Raw genomic sequence first — 24,135 nt, 5'->3', positions numbered from 1 at the left:
CGGCCACCAAAGAGCCGGAGCAACGTCGCTTCTATAGGACGCAAGGGCTGATAAGTCCCCCAGGGACTATTGAGGATCTGCCAGTGAAACAACCAAGCAGTAAATCGGACGCACAAAAAAGCCACCGGGCAATGGTGGCTTTTCGTGCAGCACATTCAAAAACGTTCTGGAGCGAATAATGCCTATTCCCCAATCAATCGTCAACACCAACGAATCCGCGCCACGTTTTCTGCAATCGCAAAACGTGGCGCGGAATGATTTTCACCTTTCCGCAGCAATGAGTGCCGCGAAGCAAATCCGCTCCCAGTACTCCAAGCCATCCAAGACCAAGCTCGTGCGCGAATGCCTTGATCAGCTCCGGGAATTCCTGGCGTCGTCGAAAGGCGCCCGCCCATGAACAACGTCATTCCTCTCAAAATCACCGGGGGTTTCACCCGGATGGAAAACAAGCTCATCGAGGCCTTGATGGTTATCGATTTGCCTGGGCGCGAGCTGAAGGTTGCGCTGTACGTTGCCAGAGCCACCATAGGCTATCAGGTGGCCGAAGCGCGCATCCAGGCTACCGAGATATCCAAGGCTACAAATATTCACCCTGACGTGGCTTCCAAGGCCATCAGCCACCTATTGAAGCGCCGTGTCCTGTATCGGGTTGGCGGTGCGCGTGGCGATATCGGTATCAGCGATCCTTCCGAATGGGTCTTCTACGACAACAAAAAAGAATGTCCGAATAAGACCATATCGTCCGACTCGGATCATTCAGGCCGAGTCGTCAGCATTGCGAGACAGACCAAATCCGACGACTCCCTTCTTTATACAAAGAAAAAACCCCTAGTAACTGTTCCTACGGAACAGATTACTGCCCCCCAGGGGGCTCAACCCACTCAGCCTGAAATCAAAATCGAAAAACCGGAAGCGCTGGTTTCGTTCGATGGCGAAGATTTCGAAGTCGATGCCATCCTGATCACCAAATGGGCAGAAGCCTACTCGCCGATTGACGTTGAGGCCGAGATCAAACGTGCCGCCGCCTGGGCCAGCGGGAGCAAACCGAAAAAGGACTGGCGCCGCTTCCTGGTCAACTGGCTTGGGCGCGAATTCAAGAAAAACCCATGGGGCGCGTCCGAGGCAGGTGTTCCGGTGGACAAGATCATCGACCTGTATCACAAGGTCTGCCCGAACCTGCCAGCCGTTACCGTGACGAGCGACAGAGTGCTACGCAGCATGATCGCCGAGCGTTGGAATGAATCACCGTCGCACCAAAGCGGCCAGGGCTTCTGGCTCCCGTTCTTCCAGAAGGCCAACAACCGCAGCCAGGTGTTTTTCCGTGGTGCCAACGTGGCTCCGCGCCTTGAATCCCTGGTAAATCGTGCCGTCTTCCGTGAAATCTCGGAGGCGACCCAATGATGGAACTTCACAGTATCGAGGCTGAGCACGGCGTTATCGGCGCCATGCTTTGCCAGCCTCATCTGATCGACGTGCTCAGCGACCAGTTATCGGCCGACGCCTTCTCGTGGGAAGACAACGCCGAGCTATACCGCCTGATCCTTGAAATGCACGCCGACGGGCAGCCGGTCGATATCGTGACCCTGCATGACCGCCGCGCCGAACTTGCCAGTGGCGTTCGTGTTGCCGCGTATGCCGCAGAGATCCAGTCGAATACGGCCAGCGTTGCCAACGCAATGGTTTACGCGAAGATCATCCGGGAGCGCGCCGTGTGCCGCCTGATGTCGGCCGCCGCCGCCAGAATCAACGAGGTAGCCCACGAAGAGGCGAGCATCGAGGACAAGATTTCCCTCGCTCAATCCATTGTGTTGGGCCTGGACAGCAGCGGCAGTGATGGCGAGTGCCAGATGATCGGCGACATCCTCATCGATCACGTTGAGGTGCTTCAGGTCCGGCTGGATAAGTTCGCGGCAGGCGTGACCATCGACGGTCTCGGCACTGGCATCCCTGATCTGGACGGTTACACCCAGGGGCTCAAGCCCGGCCAGATGATCGTGGTTGCCGGCCGGCCCGCAATGGGCAAGACAACCCTGGCCATGAACATCGCCGCCGACGTGGCGATCAACCAGAAAAAGCCTGTGCTGGTCATCAGCCTGGAGATGAGCAAGACCCAGCTCATGGATCGGCTGCTGGCGGCAGTAGGCGGTATACCGCTTCCTTCGCTGAAAACAGGCGAGTGCAGCAACGACTACTCGACAGAGTTGAACGCAGCGGTGCTGAGGCTTCGTGACGCGCCCATAGCGGTGTCTGACGTGCCAGTTATGACCATGCCTCGCATCCGTTCCATTGCGCGCCGCCAGTCGCACCGTATGGGCTCTCTCGGTCTTGTGGTCATCGACTATCTCGGTCTCGTGGAAGGCGAGGGCAAAGGGCGTACCGAAGACGTTACCGCCATGTCCCGTCAGATCAAGCTGCTGGCTCGTGAGCTGGATTGCCCGGTGGTCATCCTGTCCCAGCTCAATCGCGGTTGCGAAGGACGCCCAGATAAGCGCCCGGTCCTCAGCGATCTGCGCGAATCCGGCGCCATCGAGCAAGACGCTGACATCGTGATGTTCGTGTACCGCGACGAGGTTTATCACCCGAACACCCAGGACAAGGGCATTGGCGAAATTCTCATCCGAAAAAACCGGGATGGAGAGATCGGCATGGTCCCGACGGCCTTCCAGGGTGCCAAGTCCCGTTTCCTACCGCTGGCTAACCACGCCCGCCAAGACAACGTAGTGAAGGCGAATTTCTGATGAGAGACAAACAAACGATTTTCCGCTACGGCGGCTACGAAATGCGCTCCCACTCAGAAACTCGCTGGGCGGCGATGATGGATGCGATGAGCGTGGCTTGGGTGTACGAGTCGCGCACCGTGGTTACTCGTCACGGCGGCTACATGCCTGACTTCTTCCTGCCGGCCGTCGGTGCATTCGTCGAGGTCAAGGGGCCGACCCCGAGCCAAATCGAACGCGAAAAGGCATGGGACACCCAGCAGATCACCGGCTTTCCAGTGGTGTTCGCTTACGGCCGAGCCGAGATGATTGGCGGCGAGCTATTCCACGGAATGCTGAGCTATTTCAGCGAGCGAGGCGAGGTCAGCTACTCCACCGCGGAAGTTGGCGCAGCGGTGCGGCGCTGGTTTGGGATTCACACTTACGCCGCCTACCTGGCCGCCGGCGAGCATCAGCGCCGACCTGACTTTGTGTGTATTGGCGACATCGTCGAAGAGGTCATCACGGGATGGATGGATCGTCAGGCGCGCGAGACGTACCTGAAGGGCCTCCACGGGCCAATCAACCAGCGGAAGCTGGCCCAGCATCGCCAAGCTAGTCGTGCCGAATGGGCGCTGTCCCAATTCTCTCAAAAAATCATCCAGTGCTGGAACGCACAGGAGGCCGCGTGATGAAACGAGCAAACCCAGCCCAGCTACGCCAAGCCATTGAGCTGGCAAACAAGATGGTCAAGCTCGGAATCCTTTTTGTGTGTGTCCCGGTTGTTGATGAGGCGGACCACCTGAACTTGGCCACGCAAGCCACCGAGCGCCTGGAGCGCATGGCAGTGATCGCAGAAGCAGGGGAGAAGCGGGCATGAGCGAATTCGTAGAAGAGAAGACGCAGGACCTGTCGGGCGCGGCGCTGCTGGTTCTGAACGCTCACGCAAACTCCTTGGATGTTCCATTCCCTCACTGGATTGGTGGTGCTGACGCTGACCAGGGTCCGTCCTACTGCCGGTCATGCGCGGAAGCAGAGGTCGCAGCAGGGCGTGCTGAATACGTCGATGGCGGATGGCAGCAAGAAAATGACGGCTGCTGTCACTGCGAAACCTGCGGGCGCCTGCTCGATTACACGCTGACCGAATACGGCGCCAGCGAAGAGATTGATCACTACATGGGCACCGAACTTGCGGGGCCGATCTCCCCGGAGGATGCATTCCACATCGCGAAGATGCTTGAGCAGGATGAAAAAAATCCTCAGGCACTCTCGATTGGTATTCAGGCTGCGGAACTGATCAAGGCTCAACAATCGGCCATCGAAGCCGCAGGCCTGAAGGTGAAGCCATGACCGACAACACCGAACTGAAGCGGCTGGCCGAGGCTGCACCGAAAGTGCGGGACCCATTGAAAACCAGAGCCCACGGCAAAGTCCGGGATGCGATTTTGTCAGGAAATCTTGTGCGGCCATCAATTTGCGAAAAGTGCGGAGACGAGCCAGGAGCGGGCGTAGATGGGCGATCCCTGATCCAGGGTCACCACCACAAAGGGTATGACAGGCCTTTGGATGTGGAATGGCTATGCGCTCGTTGCCACCGGATGGAAACCCCTTTCAATCCTCGACGCGGTGACGCTGTGAAGGTCGGGAAGCTGACGCTGGATGCCGTCCTGGATATCAGAACAAAGCGCATGTCTCAGCGCCAATTTGCAGCGCTGTATGGCGTTGTGCAGACCGCAGTTCAGCAGGTACAGACCAGAAGGACTTGGGATCATGTGTGAAGAATGCAAGAAACAAATCGCGGCCCTGATCGCCGAGAACGAGCGTCTTGCGGAAGACGAGCAGGAGGCGGCAGACCTTTGTGATCGTCTGTCTGATCTGCTCCGCAACACCGCAATCGAAGTGCGCGGCCCGGAAGAACCGTTGAAGCGCCATGGATTCCACGACCTACCATCCCGTGTAAAGACGGTAGTTGCGGAGCGCGACCAGCTCAAGGCCGAGAACGAGCGTCTTTCCACGGAAAATAGCGAGATTGAGTCGGCGGCCATCACTTACATCGAGGACATGCAGGAAGCGCAGCGCGAAAACGCGCGCCTCACTGAGCTTTTCACGGTTGGGATGACGCTGGATGGGAATCTGCGTGTTTATGGCGATTGGCAGAGCGTTAGGAAAGCACAGGAGATTCTCGCTGAGCGCGACCAGCTACGCGCCGAAATCGCCGGCCTCAAGACCGGCTACGAAGCCTACGAGCGGGTGAATGCTGAGCTGAAGGCTGAGGTTGAGGGGCTGCGAGGTGCTGGTGCTGGCGCTCTCCGGTTTGTAGCTTTTGCTTTTGATGAGGGGGTCGAGGGTGCCGAGCTGGCAGGTCGAGCAATCGAGGATGCAATTGGGGCTAAATCATGAGCGGAACGGAAAGACATGAATGCCCGGTCTGCAAACAAGGATGCTCACGTGATTCGGCGGACGTGGGAGTCGGCGTCATCTATGGCCCATGGGGATGCCCGTGTGGCTGGTCTGAGGACCCACGCTACAACCTTCTTTCAGGCTCAAAGTACACAGAGTTGGGAAGTCGGATTGACCAATATGGCGGAATCACGCCACAAGAAGGGTCTGGTTTTATCTTGGGCGCCGCCCTGGGCCAGGGAGGCGAAAGCAATGAGTGCTCGTAAAACCCTGATTTTCGGAGTCGGCATCAATGATGCTGATTATGTCACCCGCTCTACCAAGGTGGTCGACGGCCATCAGAAAACAAACTGGCGCTGCCCATTTTATCAGGCGTGGTCAAATATGCTTGAGCGCAGCTACTGCCCAAAATACAAGGTAAGAAAGCCAACATATGCCAAGTGTGAAGTGGCCGAGGAGTGGCTGACATTTTCAAACTTCAGGGCCTGGATGGTCCTTCAGGACTGGCAGGGTAAGCATCTAGATAAAGATGTTTTACTGCCTGGAAACAAGATTTACGGGCCTGACTTTTGCGTTTTCATCTCAGCGAAACTGAATTCATTTTTGGTCGGCCTCGAAACCTCAAGATCAAAGCTTCTGCCTGGAACTCACTTTCAGAAGAGCAGTGGAATGTTTAATCCCCAGTGCCGTAATCCATTCACTGGGAAGCAAGAGCATCTTGGATACTTCGTCAATGAGCAGGAATCCCACGATGCATGGAGGCGGAGGAAGCAAGAACTAGCTGAAATGTATTCAGCGCTTCAGTCCGATCAGCGCATTGCGGCGGCACTCCGGGCGCGATTTGCAAGTTGCACGGAGGTCGCGCAATGACCAAGCCAGCCAAGCCCCGCCCAATGCCCGTGTACCTCGTGCTGCGCCGCCTCGTCGATCCAGCCACTGGCAGGGAGGTTGCCGCATTCGTACCGTCCTCCGACGCCGACCGGTCGATCCTCCGCGAGCGCGAATTCAAGATGAACGCGAAGATTCGGGCGGACCTCAAGCAGCCACGCAATCCACGGTTTAACGGTTTGGTCCACGGCCTTGGCCGCGTACTGAGCCAGAACATCGATCGTTTCTCTGGCAAGCAGTCCCACGACGCTATCAAGGCCCTGCAACTGGAGTCTGGCGTGTACTGCGACGAGGAGCTGTTCGACATCCCTGGCCTGGGACAGCTCACCCGCAAGACGCCGCGCAGCCTTTCCTACGACTCAATGGGCGAAGAGGTCTTCCAAGACTTCTGGCGCCAGTGCTGCGCGTACCTGGTGCTGCATGACTGGCCGACTCTAACGGAAGAGCGCCTGACCGAAATGGCCGAGTTCGAAGCATTCAAGGAGGTTGCATGACTATCGAGCGGAAAAAGCCCAAGCCGAAAAAATGCCGCAACCCAGCATGCAGGGCCTCATTCGTCCCGCAGCGCCTGGGACAGGCGGTGTGCAGTCCGAAGTGTGCGCTGGCCATCGTAGAGGTGCAGAAGGCCAAGGAGAAGAAGTCGCTGGCCCAGGCCGGGCGCCGGGACATCAAAGTGCGCAAGGAGGCGCTCAAGACCCGCGGCGACCACATGCGCGAAGCCCAGCAGGCGTTCAACGAGTACATCCGCACCCGGGACCAGGCCGCCGGCCACCTATGCATATCCAGCGGCAAGCCATTGGACTGGACCGGCAACGCGGTAGATGCAGGCCATTACCGCAGCGTCGGCTCTGCGCCGCACCTGCGCTTTGATGAGCGCAACTGCCATGCCCAGAGCAAGCAGGACAACCGGTTCCTGTCTGGCAACGCCGTGGACTACCGGATCGGCCTGATCGCGCGCATTGGCCAGGAGGCGGTCGACTCCCTGGAATCCGACCAGAGCGTTCGCAAGTACACCGTGGATGAGATCAAGGCCATCAAGGCCGACTACCGGGCAAAGACCAGAGAACTCAAGAGGGCTGCAGCATGATCTATCGAGACGTTATTTCCGCAGTGATCCGTGCGTTGGCGTCCGAGACGATCAACAGCGCCGGCGGTTGCGACTACACGCCAAAGGTCCAGGCCAACAAGCTGAAGGGTGAGATCGTGGGCAAGGAGGCGGCCTTCCTCACTGATTGCTGGGTTTTTGGTCGGCTTCACTCTTGCCTCGCGCCGAAACACTGGATGGCCTTGAACGCCTGCTACTCGACGCACATGGCCTCAAAGGTGGGAGCCATTGGCCGGATCGTTTCGCATGTGTCGTCACCGGCGCCGCGCCTGTTCCTGACCAAGGCAGTCACGGCCTGGGCCTATCCGCAGTTGGGCGGCGCCGAGCGCGCGACCGCTGGGAAGGTATCGCTAGAGGTTGATGATGATGCTCCCGCCTGGAGGAAGGCAGCGGTAGCCAAGGCGCAGAAGGCGATCAACGCCAAGCTGAAGCAGCGCCAGGAGGCTCCGTGCGAAGGGGTGATCATCTTGCCGGCCCATAACTACGACATGAACACCTGGGATCTGGACGGCACGCCGGAGCGCACCCGGCGGGACTGGCGCCGGAAGATCTTCAAGGGCCTGGATAAGCTGGTCAACGAGGCACTTCTTGAAGCTGCCGAGATCCTTACCAAGGAAGGCGTATTCTTCGATGACCAGGATGCAGCTTAGAGGGCCTTGACAGGGCCTGCCGGTTCGCCGATTATGTGCCCATCCTGTCGTACTTGCGCATGTAGGTGATGCAGGAAGAAAGCCCGGCCACTGTGTCGGGCTTTTTGCTTTATGCAGATGAATGCGCAGGCTGATGCGCTGGGGCAAGAATTGGACTGTTGTCAACCTGTCTAATGCCGGAAATATATCAGCACCGGCCATCTGCACCCATTTAGAGCCTCGCCACTGTGCGGGGCTTTTTATTGCCTAAGTTTCCACAAGCCCTCAGAGCCCCTGACTTGTCACGCTGATGAGGGACCTATTCAGGGCCTCGACATGATCGTGGCCTTTTCGTTTTCGGCTCCACCACGCCCATTGCTCCGAGCTGGGAGTGCTGTGTGAGCCGATTCAATTCCGCAGGTCATGGCCTGTCGTATCCCTAACTCCCTGACGGGGAGGAACCGAGATGTCCAACATGCCAGACAAACCAGACACCTGGGCGATAGCGCTTGCGTGGTTGAGCCAGCATTCGCCAATCCTCTATGCGGCTGCGTTGTCCTGTGCGATGGCTGTTCTGCGAATCACCTACGGTGGGGGTACCCGGCGCCAGATGATCGTGGAGGGCGCTATCTGTGGTGGCCTGGCCCTGACAATTATCAGTGGGCTTGAGTTCTTCTCCCTCCCGCAGAGCATGGCCACCTTCGTCGGCGGGTGGGTCGGATTCCTGGGCGTGGAGAAGATCCGGTCTATTGCTGACCGTGTGACTGACTTCAAGCTGCCAGGCCGCAAGGTCGATTAATCCGCGCCACGTTTTCACAACCGCCGTTTCGTGGCGCGAGATAGATCAATTTATGACCACATCAAAACCGCGAATTCAGATTCAGGCCGGCAAGGTCGTGTCAACTGATAGTTTGTCGAACATGGTTGCCAACATCGGCACCAATCGCGACAAGCGCACCCACAACGTATTCGGCTTTGAGTTCGTCAACCAGATTGAGCTTGAGGCGGCGTACCAGTCGAACTGGATTGCCCGTCGTATCGTGGACAAGCCGAACGAAGATGCGCTGCGTGAGTGGCGCACGTTCAATGGCAAGCAAGCCAAGGACATCGCAAACGAAGAACGCCGCCTTGGCGTGCAACAGGCCTACCTTGATACGTGCTGCTGGGCTGACCTGTACGGTGGTGCCGCGCTACTGATGGTGACCGGCCAGGACCTGAGTGAGCCCCTCGACCTGAAGAAGATCAAGAAGGGTGACCTGAAGAACCTTGTCGTCCTCGACCGCTGGGACATCCAGCCAACAGAATTCAACCTGACCGACCCGCTCAAGCCAAACTGGATGCTCCCCGAGTACTACATGATGGTGAACGGGCAGCAGCGCATTCACTACAGCCACATCATCCGCCGCACTGGGGCTCGCCTGCCTCGCCGCATGCGCATGTTCGAGCAAGGCTGGGGTGACAGTCGCCTACGTCGCTGCATGTCTGACCTGCGCGATGTGGTAGCTACCAAGGGTGGGATTGCCTCCCTGGTGCTTGAAGCCAACGTCGACACGGTTAGTGTCAAAGGTCTCCAAGGCGCTCTAGCAAGCGCCCAGTGTGATCAGGTTACCGAGCGTTACCGCCTGTTCGGCATGATGAAGTCGCTGGTTAACCTCGGACTGCTTGATCAGGATAACGAGAAGTACGAGCGCAACAGCATCTCGTTCTCCGGCCTGAGCCAGATCATGGAACAGTTCATGGTGTGGACGGCGGGCGCTGCTGAGATGCCTGTCACTGAGTTGTGGGGGCAGTCAGCTTCGGGCTTGAGCGCTACCGGCGAAGGTGACCGCAAGACCTACGAGGGCACGATCAAGGGTAAGCAGGACGGCCAAATGCGTCTGGACCTTGAAGCGCTTGACCAGGTGCTTATCCGGTCGGCCTTGGGCGACTACCCCGAAGATCTTGAATTTGAATGGAAGCCTTTATCACTCCCTACAGGGACTGAGCAGGCCCAGGAAGATCTTGCTGATGCCCAAGCTGACGCGATGAGCATTGAGGCTGGCGTCATTCGCCCAAGTCACGCCATGCGCCGCGTGCAATCGAAAGGCACGTACGCCATCACCGACGAGCAGATCGCCGCCCAAGAGAAGATCGAGAAGGATCAGGACAATGGAATTGGCGACGACGGCGAAGGAATGCCGGGTTTTGATCTTGGCGGTAAGCCAGGCGACAAGCCAAAACCGTCGCAGCGATCCGAGACTACCGACTCAGCTCCTATTGGCTATGTGAAGGTAGAGCCTGACAACCACTCAGCACTAGCAGTTGCCGGTCACCTGAGGTCGATCGGCATCACTGGTGCCGTTAAAATGTATGACTTGCACGTCACGCTGTTCTATGCGCGAAACGGCATACCGTCTGGATCGGCATCAAGCGCCACGTACTTCGCTGACCTGACAGCTGAATACGAGATCATCGGTCAAGCCCCATGGCGTGCTCTAGTGGTCAAGCTGGACTCGCCTCAGCTACAGGCTCGCTTCGACGAGATCCGCGCAACAGGCGCTGAGCACAGCTATCCGAGCTACTTGCCTCATCTGAGCCTCAAGTACGACCCGACAGAGGAAGACCTGGCGGCGATTCGCGCCAACCCACTACCCCTGACATCAATCGTTCTTGGCGGTGAAGAATGGAAGCCAGTAAAAAGCTGAAGCCTGTACAAGTCTTGGCGGCAGCCAACAAGGCGCTGCTGGATAGCCGGAAGAAGACGCCAAAGGCTCCAAAGCCTGTTCTGCCAAGCCAAGAGGCTGAGCGCTACTACAGCGGCCAGCTTCGAGGCATGGTTAGGCTGATGGCTGGTGAGTTGGTCAAGGCGCTTGAGCCTGAACTGAAACGCCTCAAGCGCGACTACACCGCCGACGCTAAGCCGACAATGGATGGCTGGACTGATGACATCCTTGCAGCAATACGCGGGGTTTCGCGACGGTTCAGTTCGTCCCTGTTTGAATCCCAGATACAGAGAGTAGCGGCCAGCACTGTCAGTCGCGCCGAGGCCGATAACGCCGATGACTTCCGCAAGTCTGTCAATCAGGCAGTCGGCGTGGACTTCCAGCTAATCACCCGACCCAGGGGTATGCAGGACTATCTGGAAGCCTCCACCGCTGAAAACGTAAACCTGATCAAGTCGATACCTGACGAGTACTTCAAAAACGTCGAGACGATCGTACTGGGCGGCATGAAGGACGGCCTAGCGCCAACCGCCATCGCCAAGCAGATTCAGGAACAGACCGGCGTTAGCGCAAGGAGGGCCAAGCTGATCGCTCGGGATCAAGTGTCGCAGCTTAATGCTGACCTGACCGAGAAGCGCCAGGCCGCTGCAGGTATCGAGTTCTACAAGTCTGAGGATGCCGGCGATCAGCGTGTCTCCGGTGCGCCAGGTGGGAAATACCCAAACGCCAAGATCAGCTGCTACGGCATTGCTCGCAAAGACATCGGCTACGGCCCTGGCATCTACAAGGTCGGCGTCGGCGCGTCATGGGGTGGCAAGACCGGATTGAAGCCGGGCAAACACCACCCGCTCTGCCGCTGCATCGCCATCGCCATGATCCCGGGCGTGAACTACTTCCCCAAAGACGGGTAACCCAATGCAAAGAATGACCATCGATGAGGCCTTCAAGCCTACGTCGCGAACACTCACGCCTGAAGGATTCCTTTGCGTGAAGGGCGTAGCGGCCCGCACAGGGGTTTATCAGTACCTGTCGAGCGAGCTGGATCTGGACGGCCCCGAGCGAATCGTGAACGTCTACCGGTCGCCGGAAGAAGTGTTCAAGCCTGAGTCGATGGCTACCTACCTCGACAAGGACGTGACCAACGACCACCCGGACGACTTGGTCGACTCGACCACCTTCAAGGAAGTGTCGGTAGGTCATGTGCGCGGTGTTGAGCGTGACGGCGACAACCTGGTGGTGGACATGATCATCAAGGATCAATCGGCCATCGACGACATCCAGTCCGGTAAGGCCGAACTATCCCCAGGCTACCTCGCTGAATACGTGGAAGCCCCTGGCATCGCCCCCGACGGCAGCGCCTACGAATACGAGCAGCGTGACATCCAAATCAATCACAACGCCGTTGTAGCAGCAGCGCGGGCCGGAAAGGTCGCCCGCATTTTTGATCACAAACCGAAAGGTATTACCCATATGGCGACCCGGAAAGTCTTTCTGGACTCCAAGAAAAGCCGCTCGATCATCCTGGACGAAGAGGCAGCAACGGTAGTCGAAGACGCCGTGGCAGCCTTGCAAAAGTTCGCGGATGAAGAAGCGGAACGCGCAGATAAAGCTGAAGCCACCAAGGACGAAGCCGAAGAGAAGCTGGAAGAGGCCAAGAAGGAAACTTCCGACGCCGCTATCGGCCTGCGAGTGAAAGCAACTCTCGACACTATCGCACTGGCATCCAAGGTCGTGAAGTCCTTCGACGCCAAAGGCCTGGTCTCCCCCCTGGAGATCAAGCGTGCCGCGATGGCCCAACTCAAGCCGACTCGCGATTGGGCCTCGAAGTCCGAAGCGTACGTGACCGCCGCATTCGATGCCGCCGCTGATGAAGCGGACGAGAAGGATGACGACGATGACGAAAAATCGAAAGTCAACGACAGCCTGAAGCAGTTCGCCAAGGACGCAGCCTCGCGCGGCCTGAAGCCAACCACTGACGGCACTGACGCTTACAACACGTTCCTGCGAGGTGGCAAGTAATGGCTACTGCAATTGATACCTTCGGCCAGTACGCCGGTAAGGCCTACGAAGGCCAGATCAATGACCTGAGCATGGCGGATGTAACCACCGCTGTGGCCTCGGTTGCCATTCCATTTGCGCGCGCTGTGATGTCCGCCGCTGTCGACAAGCAAGGCGCGTTGCCTGCTGCTGGTGCTGGTTTCTTCCTGGGCATCTCCGTGCGTAAGCCTGTGGGAGTGAGCGGCAGCTACATGACCGGCCAAGTCTCCGACAGCGGTAACGCAGTTGGCGGCTATCGCCTGAACGAAGAAGTCAGCTTGCTCAGCACTGGCCGTATCTGGGTCAAGACCCTGGCCGGTGCAACCAAGGGTGCCCAGGTCTACGCCGTGCCTTTGACTGGCGAGCTGACCAACGCTTCCACCGCAGGCAATCATTTGCTGCCGGGTTGCGTATTCAAGACCACCGCGGCGGCGGGTGAGTTGGCGCTGGTACAGGTCAAGTCCGACGTCACCACCACCATCGCCGCTTAAGGATCAGATCGAATGAAGACTTTCGACGCTTCCCCCCAGGCGCAACTGGGCTTCCTGATTGGTCAACTGACCTACGTTGAACAGGAAGTCCTGCGCCAGCCTTACCCAGAAATCAAATACCCTTCGATCCTGACCGTGGACACCTCGGCGCCTGACTACGTTGAGTCGATCGCGTTCAAGGTGCTCGACTACAAGGGTGAGCCGGCTCCAATCGGTGATACCTCGCACGACTTCCCTCTGGCCGAGATCGCGGCCAAGGTCGGCGGTGTAGATGTGGTCCAGGCTGGTCTGGGCTACGCATACAGCCAGATCGAAGTCGGCAAGGCCCAGGAAATGGCGAACACCGTCGGTTTCGGCGGCGCCATCAACTACCTGGCCGAGAAGCCAATCGCCACTCGCACCCTGACCGAGCAATGGCTGGACCGCGTTGCGATGACCGGTGACGCTCGCTGGCCTTCCCTGGCCACCGGTGGCTTGCTGAAGTACCCGGGCGTTCCAGTCGTGGCCACTGGCACCTTGCTGGGCGGCGCGAACAAAACCATCGCCCAGATTCTGGCGCCCGGCGGCGAGACTGCGGCAAACGAAATCCTGACCCTGCTTAACAACGCGATCCTGCGTGTGTATGGCACCCAGACCAATTCGGTTTTCCGCCCAACGCACATTCTGTTGCCACTGATCGAATACGGCCTGCTGAACACCTTCCGTATCCCGAACACTGCGGAAACGTTGATCAGCTACCTGGAGCGCGTGCTGAAGATCACCATCGAGCCAATCCTGCAGGCGGCCACCGCCGGCGTGGGCGGCGTCAATCGCATGATGGTCTACACCAAGAACGCCCAGTTCGCCAAGTTCCACCTGCCGATGCCGTTCACCCTGAACGCGCCGATCCCATCGCATGGCGGCCTGAAGTTCGAAGCGGCTGGCGTAGTGCGCACGGCTGGTACCGAGCTGCGTGTCCCGATGTCCCACCTGTACGTCGACGGCGTTTAAGGAGGCCATATGGCTCGCAAACAAGGCAAAACAGGCGAGGCCGCTTCGGCGGACCTCGTTGTCTGGACCAACGTCAGCAAGAACCCGGTGATCCTGGGCGATGGCAGCACTGTGGGGGTTGGTGAGCGCACCACCCCAGAGCAGGCTGAGTTCGCCGAGGGATCCTTGTGGGAAGACCACGGCATTCTGGTCTCCGGCGCGCCGTTGCTCATGGATGATGGTGCCGACCAGATCGCGGCGCTGACGGCTGAAGTCGAAACCCTCCGTGGTCAGCTGGCTACCGCTGGCAGTGATAAAGAGGCGCTGCTGGCTGAAGTCGAAGTGCTGAAAAAACAGATCCCTGTCAAAGAGTGATCTGAGCAAAGCCTAATAGCCCCGCCCAGTGCGGGGCTGTTTCATTCTGGAGTCTGACCCGTGGCTGAACTGACAATTGAAGTGACGCCGGCGATCATTGCGGACTTCCGAGCGTTTTACCCTGAATTTTCTGATGTCACCGCCTGGCCTGATGCTTCCATCACCCGGGCGCTGTACATCGCACGCGGCGAGTTTGGCGGCTGTGGCTGTGCTGGTTGGGGGGATTACAAGCCCTACTCATTCCTCCAGCGAGGCTGGTTCGCCCTCGCAGCGCATTACCTGACCTGGAACAAACTGGCGACTGATGCCACCTCGGCAGACGGCAGCGCCTCAACGCCCTACGCCCAGTCCAGCAAGAGCGTCCGTGATGAGTCGGTGTCCTACGCCATTCCAGGCGCGAACGACTCGCTGACGACATGGGAAGCGGCCCTGGCCCTGACTCCATACGGTGTCGAGTACCTGCACCTGCGCTCTCGAGCCGGCATGGGAGCCATCTGCGTATGATCGAGCCAACCATAAGCATGGTCGGGACGCAGCAGGTTGAACAAGCACTGAAGCAGCTCGCCAAGCGACTTGAAGGCCAGACCCGCGTATTGGTCGGGGTGCCAGAAGGCGCCGGCTCATACGAAGACGGTCTGACCATCGCTACCATCGCCGCAGTGAACAACTTCGGATCGGCTGACGGTCATATACCGGCTCGACCTTTCCTTGAGCCTGCAATCACAAAGGGCGCGCCGCAGTACCAGCGACTCGCCGAGATAATGATTCCCAAGGTGCTTTCCGGGTCTATGGCCATGACGACCCTGCTTGAACAGATGGGTAACTTGGCCGAAGGGCATGTAAAGCAAGAAATCACCGACTTGGATACGCCGCCAAACGCTCAGTCCACCATCGACAGAAAGGGCTCAAGCAGCCCGCTGATTGATACGGGGGCTCTTCGCCAATCCATCCGCTACGTCATCGACGAGAGCACGGAACCACTCGAAGAGGGTTTGTAATGGGCCTCAACATGCGCGGTCACGTCAGCGGGCCATTCATCACCCACAAGGGCGTGGTGCTCAACCGGTATTCCAGCGCAATTGTGGACTTTGAACCGGTACTGGCTATCACCTACACGGACACTTTTGACGCCAACGTTCAGCCTGTCGGAGATGTAGAGATCCAGTTTTTACAGATCGGTGCCGAGCGGATAGATGACTTCCGCGTGATCCATCGTAACGATGGTCTTGGTATAGAGCTCTCAACCGAAGGGAAGCTGTCCGACATCCTGATCTTTGCCGAGACGCCCGATAAGCCTGTTACCTGGTGGAAGGCGGTCAACCGAGACTTTAGGCCTTGGCACAACTTCTGCCGGGCCGTGGTGGCCAAGCTTGACCCTGCCGAGATAGCCAGTCTGGAGGCGCACACAGATGCTTGACTCCAAAGCGCTATCCAAGGCGGTTTGCCGGATTGTCGTGGCTGTTACTGGCCTGCCGGCCGACAAGGTGATCCTCGCGGACAACAACACCGCTGCGCCATCGGGCAGTTATTGCGCCGTACGACTGCAAAACCCTGAGCAATTCGGCCAAGCGCTCAACTCGCAAACCAACGTGCCGGCCCAGGATGACCCTCAGTACAAGGACATCATCGCGAAGGTGGCTACCCAGTTCACGCTGGGGTTCAGCATCAACTTTTACCGGGCCGGCGCCTTGATGTATGCCGCGTCCCTGTGCGAGGCAAACAAGCGGGAGCCGGTGAAGACCATCCTGCGCGCTGCAAAGCTTGGCTGGTCCCGCGTGTCACCAATCAACAACCTGACCGGCCTATATCAGGCCGCCATGGAAGAGCGATCCCAGCTCACCCTCTACCTGTATGGCGAATCCATCGCCGAAGACCGCGTGCAGCGGATCTATCGCGCGGGCTTCTCCGTGCAAACCGAACAATCTGGCGCTGTCGCGCAAGGGGAAGTAAATGGCTTATCCGGCTGAAGACATCATCAACATCAACGTCCTGATCAACTCGGCCGGGCTTGGGACTTCCAACTTCGGCGCTGGCATGGTGTTTGCGGACTTCGATTCATCGAGCGATGCGACATTTGTGACCGGCACCTACCGTGACTACGGCACGCCGGCCCAGGTAGCGGAAGACTTCAATATTGCTTCTGATCCGTACGCGGCCGCACTGGCATGGTTCTCGGCTATTCCAAAACCGAAAACTCTGCGCATCTACCTGCGCATCGAGGAAGACACCCCTGTCGAGTCGCTGAATGACGCGATCAGCAAGGGCATCTGGTTCTACTGGTACGAGTTCGAAACCTCTATCCGTGCCGTGGATGCAGATGTTTTGGCCCTGGCGTCTGCTGGCGATGCCGCAAGCAAGTTCTTTGCCTTCACCACCAACCAGGCAACCGTTCGAGACCCGTCTGTAACTACCGACATCGTCAGCAAGGCATTCGTGCAGGGCTCTCGCCGCATGCTCATCTTGAGCCACGCTACCGAGCCCTATGCTGGCTTCGAGCTGGCGGCCGTGTTCAGTCGAGTGAATTTCAATGCGGCCAACTCGACCATCACCGGTGAATTCAAAAAACTTCCGGGCATCGACGCCGAAAGCCTGACGCCTACCGCCTACAGCACCATGAAGTCGAAGGGCGCGATCTTCTACACGGTTGTCGAGACCGGTGGCGAGAAGGACATGGGGCGGATCATCAACTCCAAGACCACCTCCACCTTCGGCGAGTACATCGACGACGTGTTCAACCTTGACGCCTTCGTAAACTTCGAGCGTGTGGCGCTGTACAGCGCCCTCACTAAGGTGCCCACGAAGCTGCGTCAGACCCCGCCAGGCCAGCAGGTGCTTATCAACGCAGGCTCTCAGGTCGGCGAGGTATTCATCGACAACGGCTATCTGGGCGAACGGATCTTCACCGATGACGAAACCGGTGAAGAAAAAATCAGCCGCGGCTACGAGATGCTCACCAAAGCGGAGGAAATTCTTCGGATTTCTGATTCTGAGCGCGCCAATCGTGACTCCGCACCAATCCGCATGCGCATCTTCCGCGCTGGCGCTATCCATGCTGTCGACCTGACCGCCAACGTTGAATAAGGAGCTCTGACCCATGTCTGTAGCTGATCTTTCCGTAGAAAACACAATCATGGTCATCACTGGCGTCGGCGTGCTGGATGACTGGGGCCGCACTGATCCGCCATTCACCGTTGAGGTGATCGACGATCAGGCAAACCTGAGTCGAGGCCTGGGCGGGAACGCTGTGCGGTTCCATCGTAAAAACCCTGGCCTTCGCGTGACCGCCAACCTTATGCCAGGCAGCCCTCAGGCCCTGGCCATGCAGGCGCTTATCTTGGCTCGAACCGAGATGTCAGGCTCCTATGCCTCAATTGCAGGCCTGGAGGGAGCTGTGTTCTCCGAGGGCGTAATTACCCGCGGTAAGTCGATGGCACGCGGCGGCCCCGGCATGAATGACGCCACCTTCGTCATGGAGTTCAACAAAGGCGTGATTGTATGAGTCAGGCTGAATCCTATATCCGGACCATTGAGCATGACGGGGTGACCTACCGTTTCGGTATGCCCAGCGCCGAGAAGCAGCGTGCAGTTCTGTTCCGCCTGGGGAAATACGGCGTAGAGCCAATGATCAAGGGCCTGGCCCTGGCCGAACTGGGTAGCGCCTCTTCGTTCATCGTCGCCGGTGGAATCGTTGGTGCAATGCTTTCGCGCATGCCAGAGGACGATTTCAACTTCGTCTGCGACTCCATGCTGGGCAAGCTGTTCAAGGAAGGCAGCCAAACGCCGCTGACCATGGAGGACTTTTCCGGGCGCCTGAAGACCTACTTCACCATTGTGGTTCTGGCTCTCGGGAACGCCTTCGAGGATTTTTCCGGACTCCTGACCCCCTTCCAGAAATCTACCGCTTCAGCCGAGGCGCCGGATTCGAGTCAGGAGAGCGCCTAAACCCGGCTGTCGATTGGGAGCTATGGCGCCCGTGCGTTGGTATACCTGGGCTTTGCCCGCCGCTATGCACCTATAGCCAGCTCACAGACGGCACCCATTCGCTTGGATGGGTTAAGCGGGCCAACCTCGTCATGGACGAAATGATCTACGCCCGTCACCTGGCTGAATCCAATCGACCGAAATAGCCCTGCACTCGCGGGGCTTTTGTTTTTCAAGGAGCCAGCCCGTGAAGGTCTTGGAATCGTTTCTCATCGCGCTCGGCATGAAGGTCGACGAAAAATCATTCCAGAAAGCTGACGCAGCGTTTGGCGGTCTGACCAAATCAGCCCTACAGCTTGGCGCTGTGTTTGCCGGGAAGCTGGCAATCGACAAGGTAGTGGGCGATTTCAAGCAGGCCGGCACAGAGCTGAACAACTTCAACAAGCTGACCGGGCTGAGCACTCAAAACGTGCAATCCCTCGGCCAGGCATTGAAGGCCCAGGGCGGCAGCGCCTCTGATGCCTTTTCTGCAATGAAGAAGATTCAAGACCTGATGGCATCGCCGATCACCGGTGATACAGGGTGGTTTGGCGACGTGGCCAAGCTCGGGCTTAACCCTGACGTGATCATCGGCGCACAGAACACAGCGGACGCCCTGGCGGGTATTGCAGGCGAGTTCGAGCACATGAGCTCGCTCAACCAGCGACTGGCAGGCCAGGCCCTGGGGCTGGACGACTCTACCGTTCGCCTGCTGATGCGCGGCCGGGATGAGGTGGAGAAGCAGCTGGACTCGCGCGGCAAGCTTGCCCTTATGACGCAGAAGCAGATCGAGGACGCAGCCAGGCTCACACACGCCACCAGCGAGCTTGACCAGGTATTCACCGACATGGGCAACACCATCGCCGGCGAGCTTACCCCGGCTTTGGCGGAAATGGCCGAAGACTTCGTGGCCTTCTACCGAGACAACAAGGATTTGATCGATTCTGGCCTGAAGGAGTTCTTTGGGGGGCTGGCCGACAATATCGAACTGGTCTCTGCGGCGCTGATCCTCATGGGTGGCGCTGGAGCGCTGAAAGGTCTGGCCGCGCTGCGTGCCGTGGTTGGCCTGGGAGCAGCAGGTGCAGGTGCTGCGGGTGGCGCTGCGGCAGCCGGCGCGGGAGCATCTATGCTCGGCGTGGCAGCAGGCGGCGCTGCCGCTCTTATTTACTCCAGCAGCCTGAACAGTGGCGAAGACACGGAACTACTCAACAACCGCCTGAAGAAGGGCGGTGGAGAGGCGGTTGGCGCAGTCGTGGACTACTTCATGGCGAAAGGGTGGACTCAGGACCAGGCCGAGGGGATTGCCGCCAACATCGAGGCAGAAAGCGCCTTCAAGGCAAATGCCTCTGGCGATGGCGGTCAAGCCTATGGCCTGGCTCAGTGGCACCCAGACCGACAGGCTGAGTTCGCCAAGCAGTATGGCAAGGACATTCGCAATTCTACTGGCGCCGAGCAGCTTGAGTTCATTAATCACGAACTCACCCGCGGTAACGAGAAATCGGCCGGCAACAAGCTGCGCGCCGCAACCAGCGCCTACGATGCCGCCTCGATCGTTTCTCGAGAGTACGAGCGGCCTGCAGATGCTGCGGGCGAGGCGTCCAGGCGCGGTGCAAGCGCGGCGGGCTACACCGACAACCGCGTGTACCACATCAATGGCGCCGACACAGAGAAGGTCAAGCAGGTGCTCAACGAGCAGATGGGTCAGATGACCGAGCAGACCATGCAGGACTTCAAGAGCCCAGAACTATGAGCCTGATGAGTATTTTTAGTAAGTCATTGCCGGCAATCGGCGTGATTGAATTTGACGCCAAGCTCGAAGGGGTCACCAGTAAAGCCATTCAGATGACGCGTTATCCGGTCGAGTTCGGCGCCCCCATGAATGAGCACGCCATTATTTTGCCTGATCGATATTTGTTGACCGGGGCTATCTCAAACACCCCGCTCGGGCTTGGGCTGAATGACGTTGGCATGATGGGTGCGGGCGCCATTGCTACGGCAGTCGGCGGGGTTGGTGGGGCAGCGATCAGCGCCGTGTCGGCCTACCTGTTGTCTGGTAGTGATGAGACCCGAGCTGGTACAGCATGGAAGGCCTTGACGGCGATGCTGAAGAATCGCATGCCAGTCGAGCTTATTACGGAATTTGACCATTTCGAAGAGCTAATGGTGGTACGCCTTGATCAGAGGACAGTTCCGGAAAATGAAGACGGCCTGATATTCATTATCGAGTTTGAAGAGGCTCGTCGTGGCGCTGTGAGTCTCGGGCAGGGAGTGACATCCGCCGAGCAACTGCTGAAAAACGACCCGGTCGCAACTCAGGGCGCCCCGATGGTTCACACCGGTGACGCCGCCATTGAGGTTATCCAATGAGCCGATACAAGGTAACCATCCAGGCCCTGCCGGCGCAGACTCTTAGCGCTCGCCTGGGAAAGAACACTCTGACCATTGAGATGCAGTGGATGACCAGGAACGAGGTGTTCCGCGTGAACATCCTGAACTCCCTTGGCGCAACCCTAACCGCTGGCCGCTACCTTCTGCCGGATGTCGATCTGCTCGCCGGCTTGTACCCGCCGCCCGAAATTGACTATGGCTCCCTCACACTGGAGGGCGACCTACCGACCCCGGAAAACCTGGGAATCGACAACATTCTGGTGTGGTCCGATGAATGATGAAATCTTTCTGCGCCGCTACAGGCTAAAGGTTGGGCGCGATACTGGATCGCGCACGTACGAAATGCATCCGAACGCTGCCGATCCGGCTGGGGACGGCCTACGCATTACCTTTCAGGCGACCCACTTCGCGGGCGGCGCCTTTAGTGTTGCCGAGATCACCATCTTCAACGTGTCACCCTACGCTGAGCGGCAGATGATCGGCGGAGGGATCACCAAGCGCTATGAGTTCATTTCCTTGGAAGCGGGCTATGACAACCTATTTGGCGCGGTGTTTGTCGGACAGATCGTCAACGTGCAGCGTCATCTTGAGGACGACGGCGCGACCAAGGGTATCCGCTTCTTCTGTAAGTCTTCGGCAAAAGAGCGAGATCAAAACCTGATCAACATCACTCTTTCGCCGGAAACTGACCCTGTTCAGATAATTGAAGAATGTGCACTTGCGTTCGATGCGGAGATCCAATTTTATGGTGATTTCTCCACCCTAAAGCGCAGATCGCGAGGAACTGTTCTTCAGGGGAGTCCGACCGCTTGCATGAATGCCCTGGCTGAAACATTCCAGTTCGACTGGATGGTTGAGAACGGCGCCATCAAAATCATCAAGCGCGATTTCGCACTGCCGAATCAGGTCTATGTAATCAGCGCAGGCACTGGAATGATCGGCTCTCCGGTGGTCAGCGATACCGAAGTCGGCATCCGCTACACCCTGAATCCCAAGATAAAGCTGGGCGACACGATCAAGCTCGAATCCATGGCCCCGCGCTTCGAGTTTTCCGGCGCTTTCTTCTACGACGTGCCGCGCACCATTGGCGAGGGCTACTACAAGGTCAACTCTTTGGTGTTCGCGGGCGACTCCCACGGTGACCAGTGGGAAAGCCAGATCAGCTGCCTACGCCTCAGCGCAGCGGCCCAGGCAGGAATTTCAGAAAGGGCAACCCGATGAGCGACCCGCTTTCTTCAAGAACGCAAGCTGAGTACTCCAAGATGCTGCGCGGGGTATTCGGTGAGTATCTCAAAGACAACATGCGCACCAGCGTGCCCGGGCACGTCCTGAGCTTCGCTCCGGACACGCAGATGGCCGAGGTTCAAATCGGCCTGATGCTGGAAGACCGCCTTGGCTCGCAACAGCCCCGCCGGCCAATCATCCATGTGCCGGTTCAGTTCTGGGGTGCCGCCGGCGGTACGCTGGAATGCCGGGTGGACAACGGCACTGAGGGCGTTCTGTTCTTCTCGCAAGAGTGCATCGACTCATGGGTCGACCAGGGTGGTGTAGCGGTCAAGTCAGAGCCTCGGCGCTTCTCGATCAACGATGCCTACTTCATCCCGGGAGTTCGATCAATCCCCGGAGCGATCAGCGACTTCTCAAATGATGGCATACGCCTGCGCAGCAACGATGGATCAGCTTATTTCTGGATCCACGACAACAAGGCTCTGGAGATTGGCGGCGTTTCGCTCAACGTGAAGTGTCCAGCCAACTTTGAACAGGCCGTCACCACTGCGACCACGATCCATAACCAGGGTGTGAACATCGGCAGAACGCACACCCATAACGGTGTTCAGTCAGGAAGCGGGAACTCTGGAGTAGTGAACCCATGACGGTACGAAAACTGGACGCAGACGGTGACCTGGCCCTCGGCTCGCAGGAATTCCTGACCGGCTACACCGCCGAGGAAGTCGCGCAGAACGTGGTGACCCGCCTCAAGTTCTTCTTGGGCGAATGGTTCCTCGATACCACGGATGGCACCGACTGGTTTGGCAGCGTGCTGGGAAAAGGTTCCGCTCTGGCGTCTCGGGAGTCAGTAATTCGCCGGCGCATCCTATTAACACCCGGTTGTGCGGGAATGACGGCCTTCAGTCTCACCACGGACATTGCCACGCGCGAGCTAAACGTCACCGCGTCAATCGTTAGTACTTCAGGCGATAACGCAGAAATCAATTTTGTTCAGGCGATCGTCTAATGGCTCAAATAACAGATCAAGGAATCACCGGGCGCTCGCTGAATGAGTACCTGGGCGACCTTAAGGAAAAGACGCTTGCGATCGATCCCGAATGGAATATCGATGCGGATAGTCCGGACGGGCAGCGCATCGGGATCGAAGCCGAGATACTGGCAAACCTGGATGAGGCCGTAGTCGCCGCTTATCGCAGCAAAGATCCTGACAGCGCTACAGGGGAGGCATTGCGTGATATCGGCAAGATATCAGGGGTTCCCATTCGGGATGCAACGTACTCGATTGCGCCCATCACTCTTTCAGGACAATCAGGGTCGCCAATCCCTGCTGGATCTCAGATCAGGAGCCGTATCGATAACACACTATGGCTTACCACGGCATCTATCGTCATTGGCATTAGTCAGACAGGAACCGGTTTTGCTACCTGCTCTACCCCTGGCCGGATTTTGGCCTCGCCTGGCGAGCTGACCATCATTGGTACGCCTATCGGTGGTTGGTCATCCGTCACCAATGGAGAGGCGGCGCCTGGAGAGAACGCAGAGAGCGATGAAGACTTTCGAATCCGTCGAACCAATGCAGTTTCCAGGGCCGGCAGCAATATGCGGGACAACATGGAGGCCAACATCGCTAGCGTCACTGGCGTCACTGACGTAAAGGTCCTGGAGAACAGCAGCGACTCGCCTTTCGACATTGATGGGGTTCCCTATACCGGGATCGCTGTGATTGTGAACGGCGGCTCAGACGCTGATATTGGTTTGGCCATGTACCAGAAGCACAACCCAGGAACGCCAATGCTCCCGCGCTACAGTGCAAAGACCGACACCTGGATTGATGCCCCTGGAGCTAATGGAGTAAAGGTAGACGTTGTATCGCCAGTTACCGGCAATAAAGCAGTAATGACCTTTCAGCGAGTTACAGGGTTGCCGATCTTCGTGGCGTTGTCCGTTCAGAAGGAAGGCGACCTGCCAAGCGATATAGAAGACCAGATAAAGGCCGCAATTGTCGCAGACTCAACGCGAAGCCTTTTCAACGGCGAAACCACCACCGGCTTCAACAAGGGCGGTTACGACATAGGGGAGAAGGTAGTTCCTGGGCGCCTGTACACGCCAGTGAACAAGATTCTCGGAAAGTACGGCGATAGCTACGTCACCTCATTGACTATTGGCCTAAGCGCCGGCGCCCAGGGTCTTACGCCGATTCAGCCGACAATCGCGCAGATCGCCACTTTTGATGCCGACAATATCGCGGTTACGGTGATCCCATGA

The 24,135-nt window shown here is 58.1% G+C and carries 33 protein-coding genes; all 33 read left to right on the top strand.

Going from position 1 to position 24,135, the window contains the following annotated elements; all coding sequences use genetic code 11:
- Nucleotides 1-178: 178 nt before the first annotated feature.
- The 33 genes from AO268_RS12585 to AO268_RS12425 all read left to right on the top strand — a co-directional run bounded on the left by AO268_RS12585 (nucleotide 179) and on the right by AO268_RS12425 (nucleotide 24,135).
- Nucleotides 179-397: a hypothetical protein gene (locus tag AO268_RS12585; RefSeq protein ID WP_099168873.1), complete on the top strand. Its 219-nt coding sequence runs from the start codon at nucleotides 179-181 to the stop codon at nucleotides 395-397.
- The gene (locus AO268_RS12580) at nucleotides 394-1,401 is read left to right on the top strand and encodes a replication protein (protein WP_099168872.1); all 1,008 of its coding nucleotides are present in this window, start codon (nucleotides 394-396) and stop codon (nucleotides 1,399-1,401) included. Before AO268_RS12585 ends, AO268_RS12580 begins: the two co-directional genes overlap by 4 nt.
- Nucleotides 1,398-2,738: a replicative DNA helicase gene (gene dnaB / locus AO268_RS12575; RefSeq protein ID WP_099168871.1), complete on the top strand. Its 1,341-nt coding sequence runs from the start codon at nucleotides 1,398-1,400 to the stop codon at nucleotides 2,736-2,738. The genes AO268_RS12580 and dnaB overlap by 4 nt, the downstream gene beginning before the upstream one ends.
- Nucleotides 2,738-3,388 carry a hypothetical protein gene (locus AO268_RS12570; RefSeq protein ID WP_099168870.1) on the top strand — a complete coding sequence of 217 codons (651 nt, stop codon included), beginning with the start codon at nucleotides 2,738-2,740 and terminating at the stop codon, nucleotides 3,386-3,388. Before dnaB ends, AO268_RS12570 begins: the two co-directional genes overlap by 1 nt.
- Nucleotides 3,388-3,576 (top strand): DUF1382 family protein, encoded by a 189-nt coding sequence (locus tag AO268_RS12565; RefSeq protein WP_099168869.1) that lies wholly within the window; start codon nucleotides 3,388-3,390, stop codon nucleotides 3,574-3,576. Before AO268_RS12570 ends, AO268_RS12565 begins: the two co-directional genes overlap by 1 nt.
- The gene (locus AO268_RS12560; RefSeq protein WP_099168868.1) at nucleotides 3,573-4,046 is read left to right on the top strand and encodes a hypothetical protein; all 474 of its coding nucleotides are present in this window, start codon (nucleotides 3,573-3,575) and stop codon (nucleotides 4,044-4,046) included. Before AO268_RS12565 ends, AO268_RS12560 begins: the two co-directional genes overlap by 4 nt.
- Nucleotides 4,043-4,474, top strand: a complete 432-nt coding sequence (locus AO268_RS12555) for a hypothetical protein (RefSeq protein ID WP_099168867.1) — start codon at nucleotides 4,043-4,045, stop codon at nucleotides 4,472-4,474. Before AO268_RS12560 ends, AO268_RS12555 begins: the two co-directional genes overlap by 4 nt.
- Complete coding sequence (locus tag AO268_RS12550; RefSeq protein WP_099168866.1) at nucleotides 4,467-5,096, top strand: hypothetical protein; 630 nt, start codon at nucleotides 4,467-4,469, stop codon at nucleotides 5,094-5,096. Before AO268_RS12555 ends, AO268_RS12550 begins: the two co-directional genes overlap by 8 nt.
- A gap of 252 nt (nucleotides 5,097-5,348) precedes the next feature.
- The gene (locus AO268_RS12545; RefSeq protein ID WP_102642899.1) at nucleotides 5,349-5,966 is read left to right on the top strand and encodes a hypothetical protein; all 618 of its coding nucleotides are present in this window, start codon (nucleotides 5,349-5,351) and stop codon (nucleotides 5,964-5,966) included.
- Nucleotides 5,963-6,478 carry a hypothetical protein gene (locus tag AO268_RS12540; protein WP_099168864.1) on the top strand — a complete coding sequence of 172 codons (516 nt, stop codon included), beginning with the start codon at nucleotides 5,963-5,965 and terminating at the stop codon, nucleotides 6,476-6,478. Before AO268_RS12545 ends, AO268_RS12540 begins: the two co-directional genes overlap by 4 nt.
- The gene (locus AO268_RS12535; RefSeq protein WP_099168863.1) at nucleotides 6,475-7,071 is read left to right on the top strand and encodes a recombination protein NinG; all 597 of its coding nucleotides are present in this window, start codon (nucleotides 6,475-6,477) and stop codon (nucleotides 7,069-7,071) included. Before AO268_RS12540 ends, AO268_RS12535 begins: the two co-directional genes overlap by 4 nt.
- The gene (locus AO268_RS12530; protein WP_099168862.1) at nucleotides 7,068-7,739 is read left to right on the top strand and encodes a hypothetical protein; all 672 of its coding nucleotides are present in this window, start codon (nucleotides 7,068-7,070) and stop codon (nucleotides 7,737-7,739) included. The genes AO268_RS12535 and AO268_RS12530 overlap by 4 nt, the downstream gene beginning before the upstream one ends.
- A gap of 445 nt (nucleotides 7,740-8,184) precedes the next feature.
- The gene (locus AO268_RS12525; protein WP_054898887.1) at nucleotides 8,185-8,517 is read left to right on the top strand and encodes a phage holin, lambda family; all 333 of its coding nucleotides are present in this window, start codon (nucleotides 8,185-8,187) and stop codon (nucleotides 8,515-8,517) included.
- Between the two features lie 52 nt (nucleotides 8,518-8,569).
- Nucleotides 8,570-10,402 carry a phage portal protein gene (locus tag AO268_RS12520; RefSeq protein ID WP_099168861.1) on the top strand — a complete coding sequence of 611 codons (1,833 nt, stop codon included), beginning with the start codon at nucleotides 8,570-8,572 and terminating at the stop codon, nucleotides 10,400-10,402.
- Nucleotides 10,381-11,331 (top strand): phage head morphogenesis protein, encoded by a 951-nt coding sequence (locus AO268_RS12515; RefSeq protein ID WP_257154372.1) that lies wholly within the window; start codon nucleotides 10,381-10,383, stop codon nucleotides 11,329-11,331. Before AO268_RS12520 ends, AO268_RS12515 begins: the two co-directional genes overlap by 22 nt.
- Before the next feature lie 4 nt (nucleotides 11,332-11,335).
- The gene (locus AO268_RS12510; protein ID WP_099168860.1) at nucleotides 11,336-12,439 is read left to right on the top strand and encodes a DUF2213 domain-containing protein; all 1,104 of its coding nucleotides are present in this window, start codon (nucleotides 11,336-11,338) and stop codon (nucleotides 12,437-12,439) included.
- Nucleotides 12,439-12,948, top strand: a complete 510-nt coding sequence (locus tag AO268_RS12505) for a structural cement protein Gp24 (RefSeq protein WP_099168859.1) — start codon at nucleotides 12,439-12,441, stop codon at nucleotides 12,946-12,948. Before AO268_RS12510 ends, AO268_RS12505 begins: the two co-directional genes overlap by 1 nt.
- A 12-nt stretch (nucleotides 12,949-12,960) precedes the next feature.
- Nucleotides 12,961-13,938: a major capsid family protein gene (locus AO268_RS12500; protein ID WP_099168858.1), complete on the top strand. Its 978-nt coding sequence runs from the start codon at nucleotides 12,961-12,963 to the stop codon at nucleotides 13,936-13,938.
- A 9-nt stretch (nucleotides 13,939-13,947) separates the two neighbouring features.
- On the top strand, nucleotides 13,948-14,292 hold the full coding sequence (locus AO268_RS12495) for a hypothetical protein (protein ID WP_099168857.1): 345 nt from the start codon (nucleotides 13,948-13,950) through the stop codon (nucleotides 14,290-14,292).
- Nucleotides 14,293-14,352: 60 nt separating this feature from the next.
- Nucleotides 14,353-14,796, top strand: a complete 444-nt coding sequence (locus tag AO268_RS12490) for a DUF4054 domain-containing protein (RefSeq protein ID WP_257154371.1) — start codon at nucleotides 14,353-14,355, stop codon at nucleotides 14,794-14,796.
- Complete coding sequence (locus AO268_RS12485; protein WP_099168856.1) at nucleotides 14,793-15,290, top strand: hypothetical protein; 498 nt, start codon at nucleotides 14,793-14,795, stop codon at nucleotides 15,288-15,290. Before AO268_RS12490 ends, AO268_RS12485 begins: the two co-directional genes overlap by 4 nt.
- Nucleotides 15,290-15,709 (top strand): hypothetical protein, encoded by a 420-nt coding sequence (locus tag AO268_RS12480; RefSeq protein WP_099168855.1) that lies wholly within the window; start codon nucleotides 15,290-15,292, stop codon nucleotides 15,707-15,709. The genes AO268_RS12485 and AO268_RS12480 overlap by 1 nt, the downstream gene beginning before the upstream one ends.
- Entirely contained in the window at nucleotides 15,702-16,259 is a 558-nt protein-coding gene (locus AO268_RS12475; RefSeq protein WP_099168854.1) for a phage neck terminator protein, read from the top strand. Before AO268_RS12480 ends, AO268_RS12475 begins: the two co-directional genes overlap by 8 nt.
- On the top strand, nucleotides 16,243-17,373 hold the full coding sequence (locus AO268_RS12470) for a DUF3383 family protein (protein ID WP_099168853.1): 1,131 nt from the start codon (nucleotides 16,243-16,245) through the stop codon (nucleotides 17,371-17,373). The genes AO268_RS12475 and AO268_RS12470 overlap by 17 nt, the downstream gene beginning before the upstream one ends.
- Before the next feature lie 13 nt (nucleotides 17,374-17,386).
- Nucleotides 17,387-17,791 (top strand): hypothetical protein, encoded by a 405-nt coding sequence (locus AO268_RS12465; RefSeq protein ID WP_092238873.1) that lies wholly within the window; start codon nucleotides 17,387-17,389, stop codon nucleotides 17,789-17,791.
- The gene (locus AO268_RS12460; protein ID WP_099168852.1) at nucleotides 17,788-18,234 is read left to right on the top strand and encodes a phage tail assembly chaperone; all 447 of its coding nucleotides are present in this window, start codon (nucleotides 17,788-17,790) and stop codon (nucleotides 18,232-18,234) included. The genes AO268_RS12465 and AO268_RS12460 overlap by 4 nt, the downstream gene beginning before the upstream one ends.
- A 226-nt stretch (nucleotides 18,235-18,460) precedes the next feature.
- Nucleotides 18,461-20,002 (top strand): phage tail tip lysozyme, encoded by a 1,542-nt coding sequence (locus tag AO268_RS12455; protein WP_099168851.1) that lies wholly within the window; start codon nucleotides 18,461-18,463, stop codon nucleotides 20,000-20,002.
- On the top strand, nucleotides 19,999-20,619 hold the full coding sequence (locus AO268_RS12450) for a phage baseplate protein (RefSeq protein ID WP_099168850.1): 621 nt from the start codon (nucleotides 19,999-20,001) through the stop codon (nucleotides 20,617-20,619). The genes AO268_RS12455 and AO268_RS12450 overlap by 4 nt, the downstream gene beginning before the upstream one ends.
- Nucleotides 20,616-20,918 (top strand): phage baseplate plug family protein, encoded by a 303-nt coding sequence (locus tag AO268_RS12445; protein ID WP_099168849.1) that lies wholly within the window; start codon nucleotides 20,616-20,618, stop codon nucleotides 20,916-20,918. Before AO268_RS12450 ends, AO268_RS12445 begins: the two co-directional genes overlap by 4 nt.
- A complete protein-coding gene (locus AO268_RS12440; RefSeq protein ID WP_099168848.1) occupies nucleotides 20,911-21,861 on the top strand; it encodes a baseplate hub protein in 951 nt (316 codons plus the stop codon). Before AO268_RS12445 ends, AO268_RS12440 begins: the two co-directional genes overlap by 8 nt.
- Nucleotides 21,858-22,514 carry a Gp138 family membrane-puncturing spike protein gene (locus tag AO268_RS12435; RefSeq protein WP_099168847.1) on the top strand — a complete coding sequence of 219 codons (657 nt, stop codon included), beginning with the start codon at nucleotides 21,858-21,860 and terminating at the stop codon, nucleotides 22,512-22,514. Before AO268_RS12440 ends, AO268_RS12435 begins: the two co-directional genes overlap by 4 nt.
- Nucleotides 22,511-22,876 (top strand): hypothetical protein, encoded by a 366-nt coding sequence (locus tag AO268_RS12430; RefSeq protein ID WP_099168846.1) that lies wholly within the window; start codon nucleotides 22,511-22,513, stop codon nucleotides 22,874-22,876. The genes AO268_RS12435 and AO268_RS12430 overlap by 4 nt, the downstream gene beginning before the upstream one ends.
- Nucleotides 22,876-24,135, top strand: a complete 1,260-nt coding sequence (locus AO268_RS12425) for a baseplate J/gp47 family protein (protein ID WP_099168845.1) — start codon at nucleotides 22,876-22,878, stop codon at nucleotides 24,133-24,135. Before AO268_RS12430 ends, AO268_RS12425 begins: the two co-directional genes overlap by 1 nt.

It is taken from the genome of Pseudomonas sp. ICMP 8385, assembly GCF_002699915.1.
Classification (GTDB): Bacteria; Pseudomonadota; Gammaproteobacteria; order Pseudomonadales; family Pseudomonadaceae; genus Aquipseudomonas; species Aquipseudomonas gessardii.
Note: the sequence above shows the minus strand (reverse complement) of the source record. Positions and strands in the feature narration are given on the sequence as shown.

Coding starts and splice junctions, on each gene's coding strand:
- AO268_RS12585 (WP_099168873.1), top strand. CDS start 179: ATGCCTATTCCCCAATCAATCGTCAACACCAACGAATCCGCGCCACGT.
- AO268_RS12580 (WP_099168872.1), top strand. CDS start 394: ATGAACAACGTCATTCCTCTCAAAATCACCGGGGGTTTCACCCGGATG.
- dnaB (WP_099168871.1), top strand. CDS start 1,398: ATGATGGAACTTCACAGTATCGAGGCTGAGCACGGCGTTATCGGCGCC.
- AO268_RS12570 (WP_099168870.1), top strand. CDS start 2,738: ATGAGAGACAAACAAACGATTTTCCGCTACGGCGGCTACGAAATGCGC.
- AO268_RS12565 (WP_099168869.1), top strand. CDS start 3,388: ATGAAACGAGCAAACCCAGCCCAGCTACGCCAAGCCATTGAGCTGGCA.
- AO268_RS12560 (WP_099168868.1), top strand. CDS start 3,573: ATGAGCGAATTCGTAGAAGAGAAGACGCAGGACCTGTCGGGCGCGGCG.
- AO268_RS12555 (WP_099168867.1), top strand. CDS start 4,043: ATGACCGACAACACCGAACTGAAGCGGCTGGCCGAGGCTGCACCGAAA.
- AO268_RS12550 (WP_099168866.1), top strand. CDS start 4,467: ATGTGTGAAGAATGCAAGAAACAAATCGCGGCCCTGATCGCCGAGAAC.
- AO268_RS12545 (WP_102642899.1), top strand. CDS start 5,349: ATGAGTGCTCGTAAAACCCTGATTTTCGGAGTCGGCATCAATGATGCT.
- AO268_RS12540 (WP_099168864.1), top strand. CDS start 5,963: ATGACCAAGCCAGCCAAGCCCCGCCCAATGCCCGTGTACCTCGTGCTG.
- AO268_RS12535 (WP_099168863.1), top strand. CDS start 6,475: ATGACTATCGAGCGGAAAAAGCCCAAGCCGAAAAAATGCCGCAACCCA.
- AO268_RS12530 (WP_099168862.1), top strand. CDS start 7,068: ATGATCTATCGAGACGTTATTTCCGCAGTGATCCGTGCGTTGGCGTCC.
- AO268_RS12525 (WP_054898887.1), top strand. CDS start 8,185: ATGTCCAACATGCCAGACAAACCAGACACCTGGGCGATAGCGCTTGCG.
- AO268_RS12520 (WP_099168861.1), top strand. CDS start 8,570: ATGACCACATCAAAACCGCGAATTCAGATTCAGGCCGGCAAGGTCGTG.
- AO268_RS12515 (WP_257154372.1), top strand. CDS start 10,381: ATGGAAGCCAGTAAAAAGCTGAAGCCTGTACAAGTCTTGGCGGCAGCC.
- AO268_RS12510 (WP_099168860.1), top strand. CDS start 11,336: ATGCAAAGAATGACCATCGATGAGGCCTTCAAGCCTACGTCGCGAACA.
- AO268_RS12505 (WP_099168859.1), top strand. CDS start 12,439: ATGGCTACTGCAATTGATACCTTCGGCCAGTACGCCGGTAAGGCCTAC.
- AO268_RS12500 (WP_099168858.1), top strand. CDS start 12,961: ATGAAGACTTTCGACGCTTCCCCCCAGGCGCAACTGGGCTTCCTGATT.
- AO268_RS12495 (WP_099168857.1), top strand. CDS start 13,948: ATGGCTCGCAAACAAGGCAAAACAGGCGAGGCCGCTTCGGCGGACCTC.
- AO268_RS12485 (WP_099168856.1), top strand. CDS start 14,793: ATGATCGAGCCAACCATAAGCATGGTCGGGACGCAGCAGGTTGAACAA.
- AO268_RS12480 (WP_099168855.1), top strand. CDS start 15,290: ATGGGCCTCAACATGCGCGGTCACGTCAGCGGGCCATTCATCACCCAC.
- AO268_RS12475 (WP_099168854.1), top strand. CDS start 15,702: ATGCTTGACTCCAAAGCGCTATCCAAGGCGGTTTGCCGGATTGTCGTG.
- AO268_RS12470 (WP_099168853.1), top strand. CDS start 16,243: ATGGCTTATCCGGCTGAAGACATCATCAACATCAACGTCCTGATCAAC.
- AO268_RS12465 (WP_092238873.1), top strand. CDS start 17,387: ATGTCTGTAGCTGATCTTTCCGTAGAAAACACAATCATGGTCATCACT.
- AO268_RS12460 (WP_099168852.1), top strand. CDS start 17,788: ATGAGTCAGGCTGAATCCTATATCCGGACCATTGAGCATGACGGGGTG.
- AO268_RS12450 (WP_099168850.1), top strand. CDS start 19,999: ATGAGCCTGATGAGTATTTTTAGTAAGTCATTGCCGGCAATCGGCGTG.
- AO268_RS12445 (WP_099168849.1), top strand. CDS start 20,616: ATGAGCCGATACAAGGTAACCATCCAGGCCCTGCCGGCGCAGACTCTT.
- AO268_RS12440 (WP_099168848.1), top strand. CDS start 20,911: ATGAATGATGAAATCTTTCTGCGCCGCTACAGGCTAAAGGTTGGGCGC.
- AO268_RS12435 (WP_099168847.1), top strand. CDS start 21,858: ATGAGCGACCCGCTTTCTTCAAGAACGCAAGCTGAGTACTCCAAGATG.
- AO268_RS12430 (WP_099168846.1), top strand. CDS start 22,511: ATGACGGTACGAAAACTGGACGCAGACGGTGACCTGGCCCTCGGCTCG.
- AO268_RS12425 (WP_099168845.1), top strand. CDS start 22,876: ATGGCTCAAATAACAGATCAAGGAATCACCGGGCGCTCGCTGAATGAG.